Annotated in this window: 17 protein-coding genes and 2 tRNA genes; 8 read left to right on the top strand and 11 right to left on the bottom strand. The window is 27.9% G+C overall.

What is annotated here, in order from left to right; all coding sequences use genetic code 11:
- The 3 genes from xth to BG_RS02645 are packed head-to-tail and all read left to right on the top strand — an operon-like array spanning position 1 to position 4,339.
- On the top strand, positions 1–768 hold the full coding sequence (gene xth / locus BG_RS02635) for an exodeoxyribonuclease III (protein WP_011193843.1): 768 nt from the start codon (positions 1–3) through the stop codon (positions 766–768).
- A gap of 15 nt (positions 769–783) precedes the next feature.
- Positions 784–1,557 (top strand): hypothetical protein, encoded by a 774-nt coding sequence (locus tag BG_RS02640; protein WP_011193844.1) that lies wholly within the window; start codon positions 784–786, stop codon positions 1,555–1,557.
- Complete coding sequence (locus tag BG_RS02645; protein WP_011193845.1) at positions 1,538–4,339, top strand: M16 family metallopeptidase; 2,802 nt, start codon at positions 1,538–1,540, stop codon at positions 4,337–4,339. Before BG_RS02640 ends, BG_RS02645 begins: the two co-directional genes overlap by 20 nt.
- Before the next feature lie 128 nt (positions 4,340–4,467).
- On the opposite strand, the gene BG_RS02650 is transcribed toward BG_RS02645, so the two are convergent.
- The 6 genes from BG_RS02650 to fusA form a co-directional block, all read right to left on the bottom strand.
- Positions 4,468–4,540: transfer RNA gene (locus BG_RS02650), tRNA-Lys, on the bottom strand.
- Between the two features lie 110 nt (positions 4,541–4,650).
- Positions 4,651–4,723, bottom strand: a tRNA-Lys gene (locus tag BG_RS02655).
- 48 nt (positions 4,724–4,771) lie between these two features.
- Positions 4,772–5,416 (bottom strand): tetratricopeptide repeat protein, encoded by a 645-nt coding sequence (locus tag BG_RS02660; protein WP_011193846.1) that lies wholly within the window; start codon positions 5,414–5,416, stop codon positions 4,772–4,774.
- The gene (locus BG_RS02665; protein WP_095205641.1) at positions 5,413–5,811 is read right to left on the bottom strand and encodes a bactofilin family protein; all 399 of its coding nucleotides are present in this window, start codon (positions 5,809–5,811) and stop codon (positions 5,413–5,415) included. The genes BG_RS02660 and BG_RS02665 overlap by 4 nt, the downstream gene beginning before the upstream one ends.
- A gap of 42 nt (positions 5,812–5,853) precedes the next feature.
- Positions 5,854–6,552 (bottom strand): Bax inhibitor-1/YccA family protein, encoded by a 699-nt coding sequence (locus tag BG_RS02670; RefSeq protein ID WP_011193848.1) that lies wholly within the window; start codon positions 6,550–6,552, stop codon positions 5,854–5,856.
- A gap of 22 nt (positions 6,553–6,574) precedes the next feature.
- Positions 6,575–8,656: an elongation factor G gene (gene fusA / locus BG_RS02675; protein ID WP_011193849.1), complete on the bottom strand. Its 2,082-nt coding sequence runs from the start codon at positions 8,654–8,656 to the stop codon at positions 6,575–6,577.
- 311 nt (positions 8,657–8,967) lie between these two features.
- On the opposite strand from fusA, the gene BG_RS02680 reads away from it, so the two are divergent.
- The 5 genes from BG_RS02680 (at position 8,968) to BG_RS02700 (ending at position 13,509) form a co-directional block, all read left to right on the top strand.
- Entirely contained in the window at positions 8,968–9,195 is a 228-nt protein-coding gene (locus BG_RS02680) for a KTSC domain-containing protein (protein ID WP_011193850.1), read from the top strand.
- A 230-nt stretch (positions 9,196–9,425) separates the two neighbouring features.
- Positions 9,426–9,953, top strand: a complete 528-nt coding sequence (locus BG_RS02685; protein ID WP_011193851.1) for a tetratricopeptide repeat protein — start codon at positions 9,426–9,428, stop codon at positions 9,951–9,953.
- A 108-nt stretch (positions 9,954–10,061) separates the two neighbouring features.
- Positions 10,062–10,712 (top strand): hypothetical protein, encoded by a 651-nt coding sequence (locus tag BG_RS02690; RefSeq protein ID WP_011193852.1) that lies wholly within the window; start codon positions 10,062–10,064, stop codon positions 10,710–10,712.
- A gap of 205 nt (positions 10,713–10,917) precedes the next feature.
- A complete protein-coding gene (locus BG_RS02695) occupies positions 10,918–12,138 on the top strand; it encodes a ribose-phosphate pyrophosphokinase (RefSeq protein WP_011193853.1) in 1,221 nt (406 codons plus the stop codon).
- Positions 12,139–12,141: 3 nt separating this feature from the next.
- Complete coding sequence (locus tag BG_RS02700) at positions 12,142–13,509, top strand: FGGY-family carbohydrate kinase (RefSeq protein WP_011193854.1); 1,368 nt, start codon at positions 12,142–12,144, stop codon at positions 13,507–13,509.
- Here BG_RS02700 and BG_RS02705 read toward each other — a convergent pair.
- Genes BG_RS02705 through fliS form a run of 5 tightly spaced genes read right to left on the bottom strand, consistent with a single transcriptional unit; the run spans position 13,492 to position 18,297 of the window.
- On the bottom strand, positions 13,492–14,175 hold the full coding sequence (locus BG_RS02705) for an SPOR domain-containing protein (protein WP_011193855.1): 684 nt from the start codon (positions 14,173–14,175) through the stop codon (positions 13,492–13,494). The two genes, BG_RS02700 and BG_RS02705, sit on opposite strands and share 18 nt — an antisense overlap.
- Positions 14,159–14,776, bottom strand: a complete 618-nt coding sequence (gene coaE / locus BG_RS02710) for a dephospho-CoA kinase (RefSeq protein ID WP_011193856.1) — start codon at positions 14,774–14,776, stop codon at positions 14,159–14,161. The genes BG_RS02705 and coaE overlap by 17 nt, the downstream gene beginning before the upstream one ends.
- Entirely contained in the window at positions 14,758–17,487 is a 2,730-nt protein-coding gene (gene polA / locus BG_RS02715; protein ID WP_011193857.1) for a DNA polymerase I, read from the bottom strand. Before polA ends, coaE begins: the two co-directional genes overlap by 19 nt.
- Entirely contained in the window at positions 17,484–17,888 is a 405-nt protein-coding gene (locus BG_RS02720; protein WP_011193858.1) for a hypothetical protein, read from the bottom strand. Before BG_RS02720 ends, polA begins: the two co-directional genes overlap by 4 nt.
- Entirely contained in the window at positions 17,878–18,297 is a 420-nt protein-coding gene (gene fliS / locus BG_RS02725; protein WP_011193859.1) for a flagellar export chaperone FliS, read from the bottom strand. The genes BG_RS02720 and fliS overlap by 11 nt, the downstream gene beginning before the upstream one ends.
- Positions 18,298–18,300: the final 3 nt, after the last annotated feature.

The raw sequence follows: 18,300 nt of genomic DNA on the forward strand, positions 1-18,300 counted from the left end.
ATGAAATTAATTTCATGGAATGTAAATGGAATTAGAGCTGTTTTAAAGAAAGGTTTTCTTGAGTTTGTAAAAGAATATACCCCAGATATTTTATGTGTTCAAGAAACTAAAGCTTTGAAAGAGCAGTTGCCAAGGGATTTAATTCTTGAAAATTATTATTCTTATTTTTCAAAGTCAAAGATTAAAGGTTATAGTGGTGTTTGTATTTACTCTAAAGTTAAGCCTATTTCTGTAAATTTACTTGGAAAAGAAATCTTTGACAATGAAGGTAGGGGGCTTATAGCATACTATGATAATTTTGTATTGATTAACGGTTATTTTCCTAATTCTCAAGCTTTAAGAAGAAGGCTTGTTTATAAACTTAATTTTTTATCTTATGTTGAGAATCTTATAGATTCTCTTGTAAATGGTGGGAAAAATGTAGTAATTTGTGGTGATTTTAATATTGCTCATACCAAGATTGACCTTATAAGTCCTGATTCTAATAGAGACTCTCCCGGATATTATATTGAAGAAACGACTTGGCTAGATAGTTTTTTAAACAAAGGATATGTGGATACATTTAGGATATTTAATAAGGAACCCGGTTATTATACTTGGTGGAGCTATAGAACAAGAGCAAGGGAGAGAAATATGGGTTGGAGAATTGATTATTTTGTTGTGAATGAATTTTTTAAGAGAAATGTTAAAAAATCTCTAATTTTAGACAAAGTAATGGGAAGCGACCATTGTCCTGTTTTTTTAGAGTTGGCTGATGTAGTTAGTTAAAGGGAGGAAGCTAGATTGAAAAAAAATATTGCAATTTTTTATTTAATATTTAGTGCTATTTTTAGTTTTGGCATTAATTTAAATGATTTTGATTTTTACCGTAGTCTTGAAAAGGAAGAATTGATGTTTTTTATTAATTTGCTAAAGAGAGAGCAACTTACTTTGGCAAATAGTTGTGCTTTAGAGTATATTGAATTAGCTTATAAAGCATTAAAAGAAAAAAATATTAATTTATTATTAAAAAATGACAAAGAATTAACAGTAGATAGTAATATTAAACATTTAAGAGAATCTAAGGTCTATAACAATGCAAGGCTTATTTTTAACGCTACAAAGGATTTAAATACTTTAGTTCATATTAGTAAGGATGGGCTTTTAAAGACTTTAGATGGAAGAAATGTGGGATTTAAAGATAATAAATTTATTATTTTAGATTCTTTTTTGAATAACGATTTTTATAATAATGTGCCAAGTGAATATACTACTATTGAAATTTATAATAAAAGCATTTTAATGCCTAATTTAAATAAATTTATTCTAGATAAGCGCTCAAATCCTTTTGTTTATCTTGAAGATTTTAATAAAAACGTTTACTTAAATGATATTCCAAAATTAAGCAAAGAAGAGCTTTTATTTTTATTTTATGAGTTATTTCCAATTTCCAAGCTAAAGAGTTTAAAAGATTGGAATGATTTTGGATTTTCATCTATTTCAAAAACATTAAATAAAATTTATTCTGAAAAAATAAATTTAAAAAAGGGGAGTGCAAATGAATTGTCAAAGAATTAAAAATTATTGGAAATTTACAAGCGTTTTTCTATTTTTTTTGTTTTCCTGTGTTTCTAATGATTTAAAGCTAGATAAAAACTTAGTAAAGGGGAAACTTGTTAATGGACTTAGCTATTATATTTATAAAAATCAAACCCCAAAGAATGCTGTTAATATGGGAATTGTCTTTAATGTCGGCTCTATTAATGAAGAAGATAATGAGAGGGGCATTGCTCATTATCTTGAACATATGGCCTTTAATGGTACAAAAGATTATCCTGGGAATTCTATTGTCGATGTTCTTAAAAAATTTGGAATGCAATTTGGCGCTGATATTAATGCTGCTACTAGTTTTGATTTCACTTATTATAGACTTGATTTGTCAGATGGTAACAATAAAGATGAAATTGATGAATCTATAAATATTTTGAGGAACTGGGCTTCTCAAATCAGCTTCATTAAAGAAGAAATAGATTTGGAGCGTAATATTATTATTGAGGAAAAAAAGTTGGGTGAAACTTATCCTAGAAGGATTTATGAAAAAATGTATAAGTTTTTGGCAAGCGGAAGTATTTATGAATTTAGAAATCCTATTGGACTTGAAGAGCAAATTTTGTTTTTTCAGCCAGAAGATTTCAAAAAATTTTATCGAAAGTGGTATAGGCCAGAACTTGCGAGTGTTATTGTGGTAGGAGATATTGATCCTAGAGAAATTGAAGAGAAAATCAAGAAGCAATTTATTTCTTGGAAAAATCCAACTGATAAAATTAAAAAGGTAAAAGTAAATTTAGATGTAAGGCTTAAAGATAAGTTTTTACTTTTAGAAGATTTGGAAGTGGGGGAGCCCAGTTTAATGTTCTTTAAAAAGGAAATTGTTAACGTAGAACAGACTAAAGATGATGTTTTAAATGGTATTAAAAGTTCTTTATTGGCTGCTCTTTTTGAAAATAGATTTTCTGAATTAAAGACTGTTGGGGTAAAGCATTTTAAAAATGTTTCAAATAAAGATTTTTTTTCATTTAAATCAGATAACAATACTATTGTTGCAAGATCAATTTCCTTAAACTTTAATCCAGATTATTTGAAGGAAGGAATAGAAGACTTTTTTTATGAGCTTGAGAGAATAAAAAAATTTGGATTTACTCAGGATGAGTTTAAAAAAGTTAGATCTCAATTTTTTAAATTTTTATCACTAAAGAAAGATAATATAAATAAAACAAATTCATGGGCTATTTTTGAAGATTTAATAGACCTTGCTGTTGGTGGTTCTAATAAATTCGATATGAGTGAATATTGCGATCTTTCTTTACAATATTTAGGAAAAATTGATTTAAAGACAATGAACAATCTTGTAGAAAAAGAGTTTGATGTGAAAAATTGTGCAATTTTTTATTCTTATAATGGAAGAGTACATCCTACTTTGGCTTTTGAAGACGTTGATAATCTTCAAAAGATAGCTTTAAAAAGAGAGTTTAAGCCTTATGAGAATTCTTCAATTGAAGGTAAATTTTTTAAAGAGTCTTTAGAGAATAAAGATATTATTAGAGAAAATGAGCTTGAAAATAAAATTTCATCATTTGTTATTGAAAATGGAGTTGAAGTTTATTTTAAATATAATGATCAAAAAAAAGGTGTAATTGATTTTAGAGCAACTTCTTGGGGAGGTTTAATCAATGAGAATCCAAAGCTTATTCCTGTTTTAACTTTTGCTCCTTTAGTAGTATCTAGTTCAGGCTACGGTGATTATTCTGCATTGCAGATTGAAAAATATTTATCAGATAAATCTGTTTCTTTAAATGTTAGTGTTGGAGCCCAAGAATCATATATTGTTGGAAGTTCAGCTCAAAAAGATCTTGAAACTCTTTTTGAGCTTATATATTTTACTTTTAAGGCACCCAAAATAGATGATGTTTTCTTGCAAAATGCTATTAATGATATAAAAGCATTAATAAAGAGCGATGAAAATAATTCTAAATATCATTTTAACAAAGCTATTAGTAAATTTTTAAACAATAATGATCCTAGATTTGAAGATCCAAAAGATAGTGATTTGCAATATTTTACAAAAGAAAATATTTTATCTTTTTATAAGAAAAGGTTTACTTATGCAAATAATTTTAAGTTTGTTTTTGTTGGAGATTCAGATATTGAGACAATAAAAGCTTATTCAAAGAAATATTTAGGAAATCTTAACTTTAAAAAAATAAGCGAGTATAAAGATTTAGATTATTCTTATAGTAAGAATTTTAATAAAACAGTTATAAGGAAGGGAAAAGATTTAACTAGCTTTGCTTATGTGGTTTATCCTTTTAAATTTAATTATTTAGAAGAAACCTCATTAAATTTAAATGCTTTAGCGGATCTTTTAACGGATGATCTTATAAAAAATATTAGAGAAAAAATGTCGAGTGTTTATTCAATTCAAGCTTCTTTTGACTCCAATTTAAGGAAATATGTAGATTCCGATGGTATTTTGTCTATTGTTTTTACTACTGAGCCCAAGGAGCTGGATAATGTTTTGAATTCTATTAATCGCTATATGATCGAAAGGCAAAAAATAGATTTTAGTGATCAAGATTTTTCTTATGTTAAGAAAAATTATATTAAAAATACAAAGATAAATTCAGAAAAAAATAGTTATTGGATTTCAAATATATTAGCATCATTATCCTGGCATGGAGTATTTAAAAATAATTTTGGTGTTAAGTTTATAGAGGCAAATTTAAGCAAAGATTTGATAAATAAATTTTTTAAGAAAATTAATCTTAACGAAAAAGCAGAGATATTGTTAATACCCGAATAGGTTATGTTTATTGAAAACCTAACAGACTAAATATAACTTTTTCTTAAAAGACATCCTCTAGGGGAATCGAACCCCTCTTGCCAGGATGAAAACCTGGAGTCCTAACCGATAGACGAAGAGGACAAAAATGAGCTCAGTAGGACTCGAACCTACGACAAACGCCTTAAAAGGGCGCTGCTCTACCACCTGAGCTATGAGCCCAAAAGTCATTTTATGACCATCAAAATTAATGGTATATTTAATTTCCAATAATGTCAAGTTAAATTGGCATAAAAATTAATAATTTTATACCAAAAAGGCACTTAACAATTTGAGCTGCACAGGACTTGAACCTGTAACCAACGGATTAAGAGTCCGATGCTCTACCACTTGAGCTAGCAGCCCAGTTTATTGATTTGCTAACAATAAGAATAAGTTTTTATAAGTTGAATGTCAAGGTTTACTGTTGTTTTTTTTTAATTCTTCTAGTAAATTTTTTGCTTCTAGATTATTAGGAGAGATCGTAAGGAGTTTAATTAGTGCTTCTTCCGCTAATATTTTATTATTTGCATTTATTCTTGATCTTGCTAATTTTATTAATAAATTTTGGTTATTAGGAGCAAATCGTAATGCATGTTCGTATGCAAAATCTGCTTCATTATATCTTTTTAACTCATAGAAGGAATCTGCAATCAAATTATAAACTTTTATTATTCTTGCGCCCTTGGAATCAAGGCTAATATATTCTTGAAAGTATTTTAATGCATTTTCATAATTTTTTTGGAAAAAATAAGCTTCTCCTAGTGCTTGAATAATTCTTATGTCATATTTTTTAATGCCAAGACCCACAATAGCTTCTTTTTCAGCTCTTTTGTATTCTCCTATAGCTATTAAGCTCCATATCAATATTGTTCTAGCATCTAAGTTGTTAGGATTTAATCGAATTTCTTCTAACGTATTTGAAATAGCTTCTTTAAATTTTCCTTCTTTATAGAGAAGGAGAGAGTCTTCTTTTTCCTTAGGCTGCGATTGTCCAAATAATAAGCTTAAATTGAATAGCAGAATTAAAGTTATTTGTAATAGAAAAAAGAATTTCATTCTTCAAAATTCTCCATTTCACAATTCCCCTTAAATATTGCTCCAGAATCAATAAAAAGTTCTTTGGTTTTAATGTTTCCTATTAATTTGCCGGTTTTGTAGATTTTAATTGTTTTTAAAGCCTCAATATTTCCTTTTATTTTTCCATGATTTAGCAAGTGTTGGCATTTTATTTCAGCTTCAACACTAGCTTTTTCCCTTAGATAGATTGAGTTTGATGAGTTTATTAAGCCCTTAAGCTTTCCTTCTATTATTATTGGCTTATTACTTTCAATATATCCTTCAAATTCAAAATTTTTTTTAATTACATTTTGAGTACTACTTTCTTCGAATTCTAAACTATCTATGCTCATTGGAACCTCTAAAAATGAATGCTTTAACTTAAAAGCATTCATTTTTGATTGAATTTTTCATAAAAATGTTTTTTTATTGTTATTTTAGTCGTTTCTTCTTTGGCCCAAAAATCTTAGAAGATATAAGAATAAATTTATAAAATCTAAATAAAGCTTAAGTGATGCTACAACTGCCATTCTATTTTTTATTTCAGTATCGTCTTGTAGCATTTTATCCATTTTAGCAATATTTTGAACGTCATAAGCTGTTAGTCCTGTGAATATGATTACGCCTAAAATAGATATAAGGAAATTAAGGCCTGAGTTTCTAAAAAACATATTAACAAGAGATGCAATAATAATTCCCCATAAGCTCATTATTAGATAGCTTCCCATTTTTGTTAGATCTGTTGTTGTGGTGTATCCATAAACAGACATTCCAAGAAATGTTCCAGCAGTAATTCCAAATGTAAATACTATTGATCCTTGTGTATAAATCATAAATATAGAAGATAATGTTACTCCTGTTAGTGCTGAGTAGAGTAGAAAAAGAGCTGTTGCAGTATTGCTTGATATTTTATTAAGAGCGCCACTTATTGCATATACAAGTCCAAATTGTATAAGTATTATAGCCATAAATGACATTGGATTTGAGAATATTATTGCTTTTATTGCTTGATTTTCTGAGGTCGCGTATGCAAATATTGCTGAAATTAAAAGTCCAATTGACATAAGCCCAAAAACTTTGGCTAAAAATTTGTTTTTTATTAATATTTCTTGTTTTTCTTGTGTTAATTCAATCATAATAAAGCCTCCTTATTATTGTTTAAGATTTGTTTTGATCGTTAAATTTTTTGCGAAGTTCATCAAATATGGCGTTTGGAACTTTTCCATATTTTAAGAATTCCATTGAGAATTCTGCTTTTCCTTGGGTAGAGGATCTAAGGACTGTTGAAAATCCAAACATTTCGCTTAAAGGCACCTCAGCTTCAACTTTTGAAAAACTTCCATCTTCTAGTGAACCTGTTATTATTCCTCTTCTTTGGTTTAAAAGTCCAAACATATTTCCTTGGAATTCAGTAGGCCCCTCAAGGGTAACTTTCATTATTGGCTCAAGAATTGTAGGTTTTGCTTTTTCATAAGCCTCTCTAAAAGCACCAATTGCTGCTAATTGGAATGCAATATCAGATGAGTCAACAATGTGATATTGGCCATCATTGATTGTAATTTTTATATCAACTATTGGGAAGCCAATTAATGTTCCTTTTTCCATTGCCTTTTGGAAGCCTTTGTCACATGATGGGATGTATTCTGTTGGGATTACTCCTCCTTTTATCAGATTGACAAATTCATATGTTTCTCCTTCTTTATTAAGAGGTTCCATAAATCCAGCAACTCGTCCAAACTGACCAGCTCCCCCAGATTGCTTTTTGTGAGTATAATTGAATTCAGCTTTTCCTGTAATTGTTTCTCTATAGGCTACTTGTGGCATGCCGGTTTCAACTTCTGCTTTAAATTCTCTTTTCATTCTTTCAATGTAAACTTCTAAGTGTAGTTCTCCCATACCTTGAATTATTGTTTCGTTTGATTCAATGTCAACATAAGTTTTAAATGTTGGATCTTCTTTTGTAAATCTTCCAAGAGCTTTAGCCATATTGTCAGCAGATTTTTTATCTTTCGGTTTTACAGAAAGAGAAATTACTGGGTCTGGAATAAACATTGATGTCATTGAATAATTGATTGATGGATCACAAAATGTGTCTCCTGATGCACATTCTATTCCGAATAAAGCAACGATGTCACCACTTCCTCCAAATTCAATATCTTCTGTATTATTAGCGTGCATTCTGATAAGTCTTCCGACTTTGAATTTTTTAGAAGTTCTTGAGTTGATAAGTTCTTGTCCTTTTCTTAAAGTTCCTTGATAGATTCTAACGTAGGTTAATTGGCCGTATTGCCCGTCTTCAAGTTTAAATGCAAGAGCCACAGTTGGTAGATCGTTGTCAATTTTAAGATCGATTTCTTTTTCATTATTATTAATGTCAAGAGCAGTGTTTTTTATATCATGAGGGGATGGTAGAAATCTAGTTACAGCATCTAAGAGCAATTGTACTCCTTTGTTTTTATAAGCAGATCCCATAAATACAGGGCATAATTTTAAAGCCAATGTTCCTGTTCTAATTGCATTGCATATTATTTCAATAGGGACATCTTTACCTTCCATGTGCAGCTCCATAAGTTCATCATTAAAGTCGGCAAGAGCATCAAGCATTATTTCTCGTTTCTTTTTTGCTTCTCCTAAGAGATCTGAGGGTATTTCTTTTTCTATTATTTCTGTTCCATCTTTTCCTTCAAAATAGTAGGCTTTCATTAATACAAGGTCTATAACTCCAATATGTTTATCTTCTAACCCAATTGGAATTTGCATTAAAACGGAGTTTAAGTCAAGTTTTGATCTTAGTTGATCTCTTACATTGTAGGGATTTGCTCCAGTTTTATCGCATTTGTTTACAAATGCAAGGCGTGGTACGCTATATCTTTTAAGTTGTCGATCAACAGTTATTGATTGGGATTGAACCCCAGCAACAGAGTCAAGAACTAATATTGCTCCGTCAAGTACCCTAAGAGATCTTTCAACTTCAATTGTGAAATCTACGTGACCTGGTGTATCAATAATATTTATTGGAAAATCTTTCCATTCAACGTGAGTTGCAGCTGACGCGATTGTGATTCCTCTTTCTCTTTCAAGTTCCATTGAGTCCATTGTTGCGCCAACTCCATCTTTGCCTTTTACTTCGTGAATTGCATGAATTTTGTTGCAATAAAAAAGAATGCGTTCTGTAAGAGTGGTTTTTCCCGAGTCGATGTGAGCGCTGATACCTATGTTTCGTAATTTATTGTAGTCCATTAGACATTGTCCCTCCTGATGATATTTGAGTAGAAGATTAACTATCTTAGTAATTTTACAAAATTTTTTTTTAAAAATCTATCTCATAGCATTTTATACTATTAAATATTTTGAAGTTTAAACTATTTAACATGATATTTTTAACACGATGTTTGCAGTTTGCTTGATTAAAGTTGCATTAATGTATATCCTTATCTTAGGGAATATATCATTTAGTAGATTTTGATTTTATTGATTAAAATTTTTTATTTAGTGAATTAACTCTTACTTTATTATTATACTCCTAAGATAATTATTTGGAGGAATTTGAGTTGGAAACTTTAATTATATCTAATGAATTGAGCAAAATATCACAGGTAGGTTATGATTCTTCTGTGTCTGAGCTTTCTGTATTTTTTAAGGATGGAAGAGCTTATAAGTATTTTAAAATCGAACCAAGACATTTTAGCGTAATATCTAAATTGATTGAGGACAAAAGATCGGTTGGTAAATATTTGACAGAAAATATATTTAACAAGTATGATCAAGAAAAGCTTTAATTTGGTTTTTAGATAACATTAAAAGCCCTTTTGTTTTTTTAAACAGGAGGGCTTATTTATGGTTGGCTTTTAGAGTGATAAGTTTTATTCTATAGTAGTCAATATAGTTTTAGATTGTTTAATTTTAAAATTTGATAGCATCGAAGTTTTATATTTTAATTATTATTAGATTTAGTGCTATTTTGCTGCTTTGAATAATTTAAATGATATTAAGGACTTAAATAAATTTTATGTATAAATTGTTATTTATTGTTGTTTTTATTTTGTCTTGTAGCTCTATTTTTAGGGAATATCAAAACATATCAGGTGAATATTATAAGCTTGCTAAATTAAATGAAGAGCTTGGTAATAATGAGACTTCTGTTTTGCTTTATGAAAAATCTATTAAATTTAATATTAATGCTGGCAATGATTCAAGTTACAATTTTATTTTAGCCTGCATTAATTTGAAAAAATATGTAGAAGCTGAGTTGAAACTTAATTCCATTATAAAAGAAGATCCAAAAAATATTTTGTTAATTAATTTAAAGGGATATTTACTCTTTAAGAAAAATGATTTAGATAATGCTTTGATTTATTATTTAAAAACTCTAGAATTTGCGCCTGCAAATAAAGAGGCCCTATTTAATATTTTTTACAATTATCATTTAAAGAGCGATAAAAAAAATGCAAAGAAATATATTTTAAGATATAAAGAGCTAAATCATCCTATGCCAAGCGGTGTTGAAGAAATAGTTTCTTCTATTCTCAAGAGTTAATTTTTTGTTTACTTTTTACTTTTTTACTTTATCATAATTATTATATAATAAGGTATGCAATATAAACTCTGTTTTATTTTTCATAAATTTTTGTAGGAGATTTTGTATATGATGAGGCTTAAAGTTTTAATTTTGTGTTTATTTGGAATTTTTGTGGTTAATGGCTTTACAGATACTAATTTTGAATTTAATTTTGGTGGGGGGGTTGCTTTTCCTGTTAATCCCTTTTCAAGCTTTTATAATGAGGCTTTAGAGATCAATGCAAAGCTTAAGCAAAATTTGCCTTCAGATTTATCCCCAATGAAAAAAGAAGATATAGCTCAAAAATTTTCCGATTTGGCTAATATTTCTAAATCTGGATTAAGATATGGGACTTATGCTCAATTTGGTGCTAAATTTGATGATTTTGTTTCTATTGGATGTGAGCTCATGTTTGACATAAACCTTTTTAAAGTAATAAAGCGTTCAGATGGAACTGCAAATGAAAATTTCTCGTTTGTTATGGCAATAACACCGAGATTTTATACAAAATTAGATTTTTTTGTTTTGGCTTTAGCGTTTTTCACAGGTCCTAAAATTAATATAGCTACTGCTGCTGCAGATTCTGTTTTAGCAGAAATGGGAACAATGGGTTGGGATATTGGTGCTAGGCTTTCATTCTCTTTTTTAATTCTTGAAGGTTACTATGTTTGGAATATTCAAAACTTTAAATTTTCTGATTTTAAGTTTGGGATAGGATTTGAATTTGGAATTGTGTAGTTTAGTCAATTTTGTTTTTAGGATTATGCATAATATTTGTTTTTGATATTAATAGGATTTTTTGATTTTTCTTTTTATTATTAAAGCTAAATTATTTTAATGACTTTGCTTTAAAAAATTTTTAGTTATTTTCGTGTTTATAAATTATATTAATTGTCAAATGAAAGTTGTTAAGGTATTTTTTAAAAAAATAACGAGGAGTTAGGTGAATTTACTTAAAAAAAAATCAATAGGAATTATTGCTTGTCCTGGGGGCAGAGTTTTCGCCAATAAAATAATAGAAGAGCTTGAACGAATATTTATAAATGTTGAAAATGATATTGTAGATAGTATATGTCAAGATTCTAAAGCCTTAAAGGAGGAAATTTTTAAGATTGAAAAAGTTTTATCTCCTTTTTTAGAAGGGCTTAGTTTATCTACTTTTAAAAGTAAAGAGCCTTTAGAAATTCCTGTAAAATTTGTTAAATTTGCTAATGGTGAATTTAAAACTGAAATTTTAAAAACAATTAGGAATAAGGATATCTTTATTGTCCAGGATGTTGCTAATACTTATGAAGTTGAGATAAATAGTAGTGAAAAAATTATTATGACAGTTAATGATCATATAATGAATTTAATGACAACAATAGATGCTTGTATGCAGGCTAAAGCCAACTCAGTTAGTGTTATTATTCCATCTTATCCTTATTCAAGACAAGATAAAAAGCATTCAAGAGAATGTTTAACGGCAAGTCTTATTGGAAGATTTTTAGAAGAGTTGGGGATTAGGCATATTTTAACCTTAGACATTCATTCAAAGGCCATTGAGAATGTATTTAGAAAGGTTTATTTTGAAAATTTAAATGTTTCTTATGAAATCTTTAAGTCTCTTGGGGATTTAATTGACATCAGAGATTCTAATTTAGTTATTGTTTCACCTGATACAGGTGCTGTAAGTAGAAATAAATTTTTTGCATCAAGCCTTAAGAGTCCTCTTGCTTTGCTTTATAAGGAGAGAGATTATTCAAGAGTTTCAAATGATGTTGCTGATTCAAATATTTCTGTAACCAAACTTTTAGGAGATGTTGAGGGTAAGAATGTTTTTATGAGTGATGATATGTTGGCTACTGGGGGCACTCTGATTAAGGCAATGAAATTGCTTAAAAGTATGGGCGCTAAAAAGATTATATGTGGGATTAGTTTGCCTTTTTTCAATGGAGATGCTATTAAATATTTTGACAAAGCTTATGAGGAAGGGTATTTTTATAAAATAATTGGAACGAATGCTGTTTGTCATAATGATGAGTTAATAAATAAACCCTGGTATCATGAAACTAATGTTGCGCATCTTTTTGCGAATGCAATATTTGCAATTTATAATAAAGTTGGTTTACAAAAGATTCTTGATAGAAGGGACGATATTCAAAAATTGATTACTAAGGGTTAGTTTATGAATTCCCTTAGCATTGATATTGGCACCAGTGTTTTAAAGGCAGCATTAGTTAGTTCTGAAAGTGGTGTTTTAAGTTATATTGATGTTAGTTATTCGGATTATTTTGATATCGATTTCGAAAATTTTGACTTCAATATATGGCTTTTTTCTTTTAAAAAGGCTATATCCAATTTTCAGTCTAGCAAAATAGATTGCATTTCTGTTAGTGGTATTTCACCATGTTTAATTGCTTTAAATTCAAATTTAATTCCTTTAGAAGTGTTACATTGGAATTCCCTTAAAAAAATTAAGCCCGATTTTAGAGGGAAGTCTGTATTTTTGCCCTATGTGCTTAATACGGTTGAAAGAGGCACATATTCTAAAATAAGCTATTTTGTTTCCTGTTTCGAGTATTTTATTTATTTGCTTACAGGAAAGCTTTTTACAAGCTTTCCAAGCATAGAGTACATTCCCTTTATTTGGGATGATATAGAGATAAAAAAATATGGGCTTGATAAGAACAAATTCCCTCCGTTTATAAAAATGGGGGAAAATGTTGGCGTTGTAACTTATAAAGCAGGAGTTGAATTTGGACTAAATAGCGGAATTAGTGTAATTAATGCGGGATCAGATTATTTGAGTGTTTTAGTGGGAAGTGGTGCTTTTGAAGAGGGAATTGTATCAAATAGAATGGGTACAAGTGAAGGGTTTAATTTTGTTTCAAGTACATATTTGCCCGGATTTTCTTTGGAATATCCTTATTTTTTAGAAGGATATTTTATTGTTGGGAGAATTGTTCCTTTTGGATATTTGATTCAATTATTAAAAGACAGTTTTTATAAAAAAAGTTTGACTTTTGAGGCTCTTTTAAAAAAGATTGTTAAAAGTGCCACTTTAAATAATGTATACTTTTATCCAAGCAAAATTAGACTTTTTAATGATCTATTTATTTTAGATCCTTATATTTGTAAAGATTTAAGTAAAGGAATTTTTGGGAGTATTAAAAATCCGTTAGAGATTGGTTTAGCAATACTTGAGTTTGTATGTTTTGCTTTTTACAACAGATTAGTAGAGTTAAAAGCCTATAAAAAAGAAATTTCAAGTATTTTTGTTAGTGGATCTAATTCCGATAATTTGTTTTTAAATCAAGTAAAAGCAAATATTCTTGGTGAAGATTTAAAGATTTTTGATTTTAAGCATTCAGAGATTATTGGGGGAGCAATTCAAGCATTCTATTCTTTAAGAGAATTTGGCAGTTTGAATGATTCTTTTCTAAAGCTTGCAAAGATTAAGCACGTTGTTTCGCCTATTAGTGAGATTCATGAAGAATATTTAGAAAAATATCAAAAATATATTAATAATTATAGTCTATTTGTTAACGGGTAATATATAAGTTTCTTTAAATTCACTTATTCCTGTTATTTTTTTAAAGTCTGCTTTTGCTTCTGATTTCGTTTTATAAGGACCAGATCTTACCCTGTAAATATCTTTATTATCTACTGTTGCAGAATATATTTTGGCAACTATATTATATTTGAGTAATTTTTGAATATAGTTGTCTGCATTGATTGGGTCTGAGAGTGATACGAATTGTATGTAATATTCTGTATTAGGGTCATATACGCTATCAATATCTAAAGCTTTTTTAGCTATGGGTTGAGATTTTTCAATAGGTTTTGATTTTTGAGAAGTATTAGGTATTTTTTTAGCTACGGGTTGAGATTTTTCAATAGGTTTTGATTTTTGAGAAGTATTAGGGGTTTTACTTGTAAGTTTTTTTTCTTTATTTAAATCTTGTGTTAAATCTATTATTATTTCATTTGGAGTTTCAGATACCTTTAAAGATTTTTCATTTTCGTCAATATTTTCTAAAATGTTTTGATCTTTGGCTTCTTCTAAAACAATATTCTTCTCTGCAATATCTGAGGCCAAATTTTTGTTTGGAAAGAAAATAATTGTCCCAAGAAATATTATGATACAAACTGTTGCAATCGAGGTTAATGCTACAAAAAATCCTTTATTATTATCATTGTTTTCATTCAAATCTTTCATAGTTAATTATCTCCTGCATTTTTTTTTCAATTTCTTTTTCTAGATATGCATAATTCTTGTTATTAATTATATTGATTATTTTTAAGTTTATAATATTTTTTTTAAAAAAAATATCTTTTTGGATTTCGAGTATTTTATTTATTATATTTGAGTCAATGCTTGGCATAGAATATGATAATCTATTTTTTATTATAGGAGCCTTTGCTTTAACTACAATTATATAGTCGCAAAGTTTTTCTAAATTTATTTTAAAAAGTAAAGCAGCATTGATTATTATTTTTGTAGATTGGTTTTGAATTAGGATTTTTTTTATTTTATTAAATATAATTGGATGCGATATACTTTCAAGTTTTTTTAATTCTTTATTATCATTAAATACAAGATTTCTTATCAAGAGTCTGTCTATTTCATTCCTGGTATTTAATATTTTTTGACCAAATATTTTAACTAATTCTTCTTTTTTTTCATGTAAGACCAAATGTCCAAGCTTGTCTGCACTTATTTCATAAAATCCATATTTATTGCTAATTATTTTAGAAGCAGCATCTTTGCCAGATGCAATTCTTCCTGTTATTCCAATGATTAATGGATTTCTCCCCATGATTTGCCTGTTTCAATATTTGCTCTTAGGGGTAGATTTAATGTGTAAGCGGTTTCCATCATAATTTTTAATATTTTTTTCACCTCATTTTCCTCTTTAATAGGAGATTCAATGAGCATTTCATCGTGCACTTGTAATAATATTTTTGATTCCATTTTTTTATTTTTAAATTCATTAAATACTTTGATCATTGCAATCTTCATATAATCAGCGGCACTTCCTTGAATTGTGCTATTTATTGCTATTCTTTCTGCGGCAGATCTTTCTAGATAATTATTACTATTAATTTCTTTTATATATCTTCTTCGTTTTAAGATAGTTTCGCTATATCCAGTATTTTTTACGAAGTTTATTTGATTTATTATAAACTCTTTAATCTTTGGATAAGAGTCAAAGTAAGAGTTTATAAATCCTTTTGCTTCTTCTTTTGTAATTCCGAGTTCTTTTGCAAGTCTAAAATCTGACATTCTATAAATTATTCCAAAATTAATAGATTTTGCTATTCTTCTTAAGTTAGGAGTAATTTTTTCTTTTTCCTCTATTTTAAAAAGCTTGGAAGCAGTTTCTATATGAATATCTTTATTGTTTTCAAATGCTTTAATAAGGGTTTCATCTTGTGATAAATGAGCAAGTATGGCGAGCTCAATCTGAGAATAATCAGCTGAAATAAAAATGTTTCCATTTTCCGGTTTAAATGCTTTTCTTATTTTTCGCCCTTTTTCATCTTTTATTGGTATGTTTTGTAAGTTGGGATTTATGCTAGTGATTCTACCAGTTGCTGTTCTTGTTTGTATAAAGCTTGTATGCAGTCTATTTGTTTTATAGTTTATTAGTTCTATCAAATTATCTGTGTAAGTACTCTTTAATTTTGCAATTCGTCTGTGTTTTATGAGGTTTCCAATTGATTCATGCTGCTCTCTTAGAGATTCGAGCACTTTTATATCAGTTGAATCTTTTTTCATTTTCTCTGGTAATTTTAGATTTAATTTTTCAAATAAAATTTCATGCATTTGTTTTGGAGAATTTAGATTAAAATCAATTCCTATGCTTTTTATTATTTCGTTTTCGATTAGTTCTAATTCTTTTCCAAGTTCTTTTCCATATTCTTTTAAATATTCTTTATCCAGGTAAATACCATTTTCTTCCATTTCTATAATTACATTATTAAAAGGCATTTCTATTTCGTGCATCAACTCATAGAGTTCGTCTTCTTTTAATTTTTCAGTAAATATATTGAATAATCTAAATGTAATATCAGCATCTTCGCATGAATAACTCGTTGCCATTTCTAGAGATATATTTGCGAAGTTGTCATTTTTTTGTATTACATCTTCATATTTAATATTTTTATGCATTAAATATTTTTCTGCAAGAAAATCAAGCGATACTTTTGAGTTTGTATCAATAAGGTATGCTGCAATCATTGTATCAAAATAAGGCGGTATAGGACTAAATCCATTATTTTTTAGTATTTTATAGTCAAATTTATAATTTTGACCAATTATTTTTGGGTTTGATTTAAAGAGATTGTTAAATTTTTGTATTATATAATGTTTTTCTATGTAAATTTTTCCTTTGGTTTCGATTGGAATATAGTAACCTTCAAATTCTTTGAATGAAATGGAAATTCCAATTAATTTTGCTGTGTAGGTATCAAGCGAAGATGTCTCTGTGTCTATTGATATGTAGTTAGCTTGTTTTAGGCCTTCTATTAAATTGTCAAGCTCTTTTTTTGTTGTTATTGAATAGTATTTAACATTTTCTGTGTCAATTGTATTTAGGGCATTTAAGCTTTTAGTAATAGATTCTTGCTCAAATAGGCTTTTTTGTCCTAAATTTTCTTCTTTTTTTTTTAAGATATCCTTTTTATAAGTTTTTATTAGAGCAACTGCTGAATGCTTTTCAAACAAAGATATTATCTCTTCATTAAAATTTTTTAAGTAGAAGTTTTCAATTTCTGGAATTTGTAAATTTTCTTCAAGACTTACAAGGTCGTAGCTTAAAAAAGCGTTTTCTTTTTCTTTAATTAAAATTTCTTGATGTTTTTTATTTATTAGTTCTAAATTTGAATATATTCCTTTTAAGGTTTTAAATTCTCTTAATAAATTTGCTGCTCCTTTTGACCCAATGCCTTTTATTCCAGGTATATTGTCAGACCTGTCTCCAACAATAGCTAAATAATCTTTTATTTGAAAGCTATTTATTCCAAATTTTTTTATTACGTACTCATTGTTCATTTCAATAAAGCTGTTGTTTTCAATTTTAAGTATTTTTATATACTCTGACATTGTTTGCAGCAAGTCTTTATCAGGAGAAATAATATAAGTTAAATAGCCGTTCTTTTCAGCTTTTTTCGCAAAACTAGCTAAAATATCGTCAGCTTCGTAGCCATCGATTTCAAAGATTGGTATTTTTGCCTTTAAAAGGCCTTCTTTTATCCATCCAATTTGAGGTATTAAATCATTAGGAGGCGCATCTCTTGTTGCTTTGTAGTTTGGATATTTTTGTTTTCTAAAAGTTGGCATTTCTGAGTCAAAGGCAATGATCAAATGTTCAGGATTTTTTTCTTTTATTATAAAAAATAATGTTTTAAAAAAGCCGATAAATGCGTTTACATTTTCTCCTTGTGTGTTTAAAAGTGGATAATTTTTCAATACGTGATAATTTCTAAATATTATGTTTAGTGCGTCAATTAGGTAAAGTTCTTTCATATTTTAATATCTAACATTATAGGTGAATTGCTTACTATAATGCAGCTTTGATGTTTTTTAATTTTTGGGATTTTTCTTTTTGAATTTACAATTTTTTGTAATAATTTATAACAAATTTGATATTTAATATATATTTCTTCTTTTAGTAGGTTAATTTCTTTAATCAAGTGGTCGAAATTATCCAATTTTTGGTTTTTGGAGGACTTCAACCATGCATTTATTGTTTTATAATAGCTTTTGATTGATTCTAATATTAAATCCTTTTTAGGATTGGTTATATTTAATATTCTTATTTTTTCTCTTTGCAATTCATTACTTTCTATTGTTAGTATTAACTTTAATTCTTTTAATTCTAATAATAAATTGCTAAAATATTTTTTTAAAATTTCATTAACCGACAATATTGATTCCTAATTTATTTTGAGTAATATTATTTTCTTTTTTTCTTAACTTTTTCCAGGTAAAGCTTAATTCTTGTAATTGTTTTATAACATTGTCAATTTTATGTATTTCTTTTTTTAAAAGAACATTTTCTAGTTCTTTATTTAGAAACGAGTATATTGAGAGTAAGTTTGTAGAAATGTTTCCACCTTTTTCAAAATTTAAAGTTGACATTAATTCAGTAATGATTTCTTGTGCATGAAAGATTTTTTCATTAGCTTTAATTTTATTTTGCCAATTTTCATCTTTTATAAGTTCTTTAGCAATTTTTAAATCCTGTATTGCTTTATCATAAAGCATTATCAATATTGAGAGGGGGTTTGATGTATTTATTTGTGTTTGTTTATATATTGTTTCTTTTGCTATCAAAAT

It is taken from the genome of Borreliella bavariensis PBi (assembly GCF_000196215.1).
GTDB lineage: Bacteria > Spirochaetota > Spirochaetia > Borreliales > Borreliaceae > Borreliella > Borreliella garinii.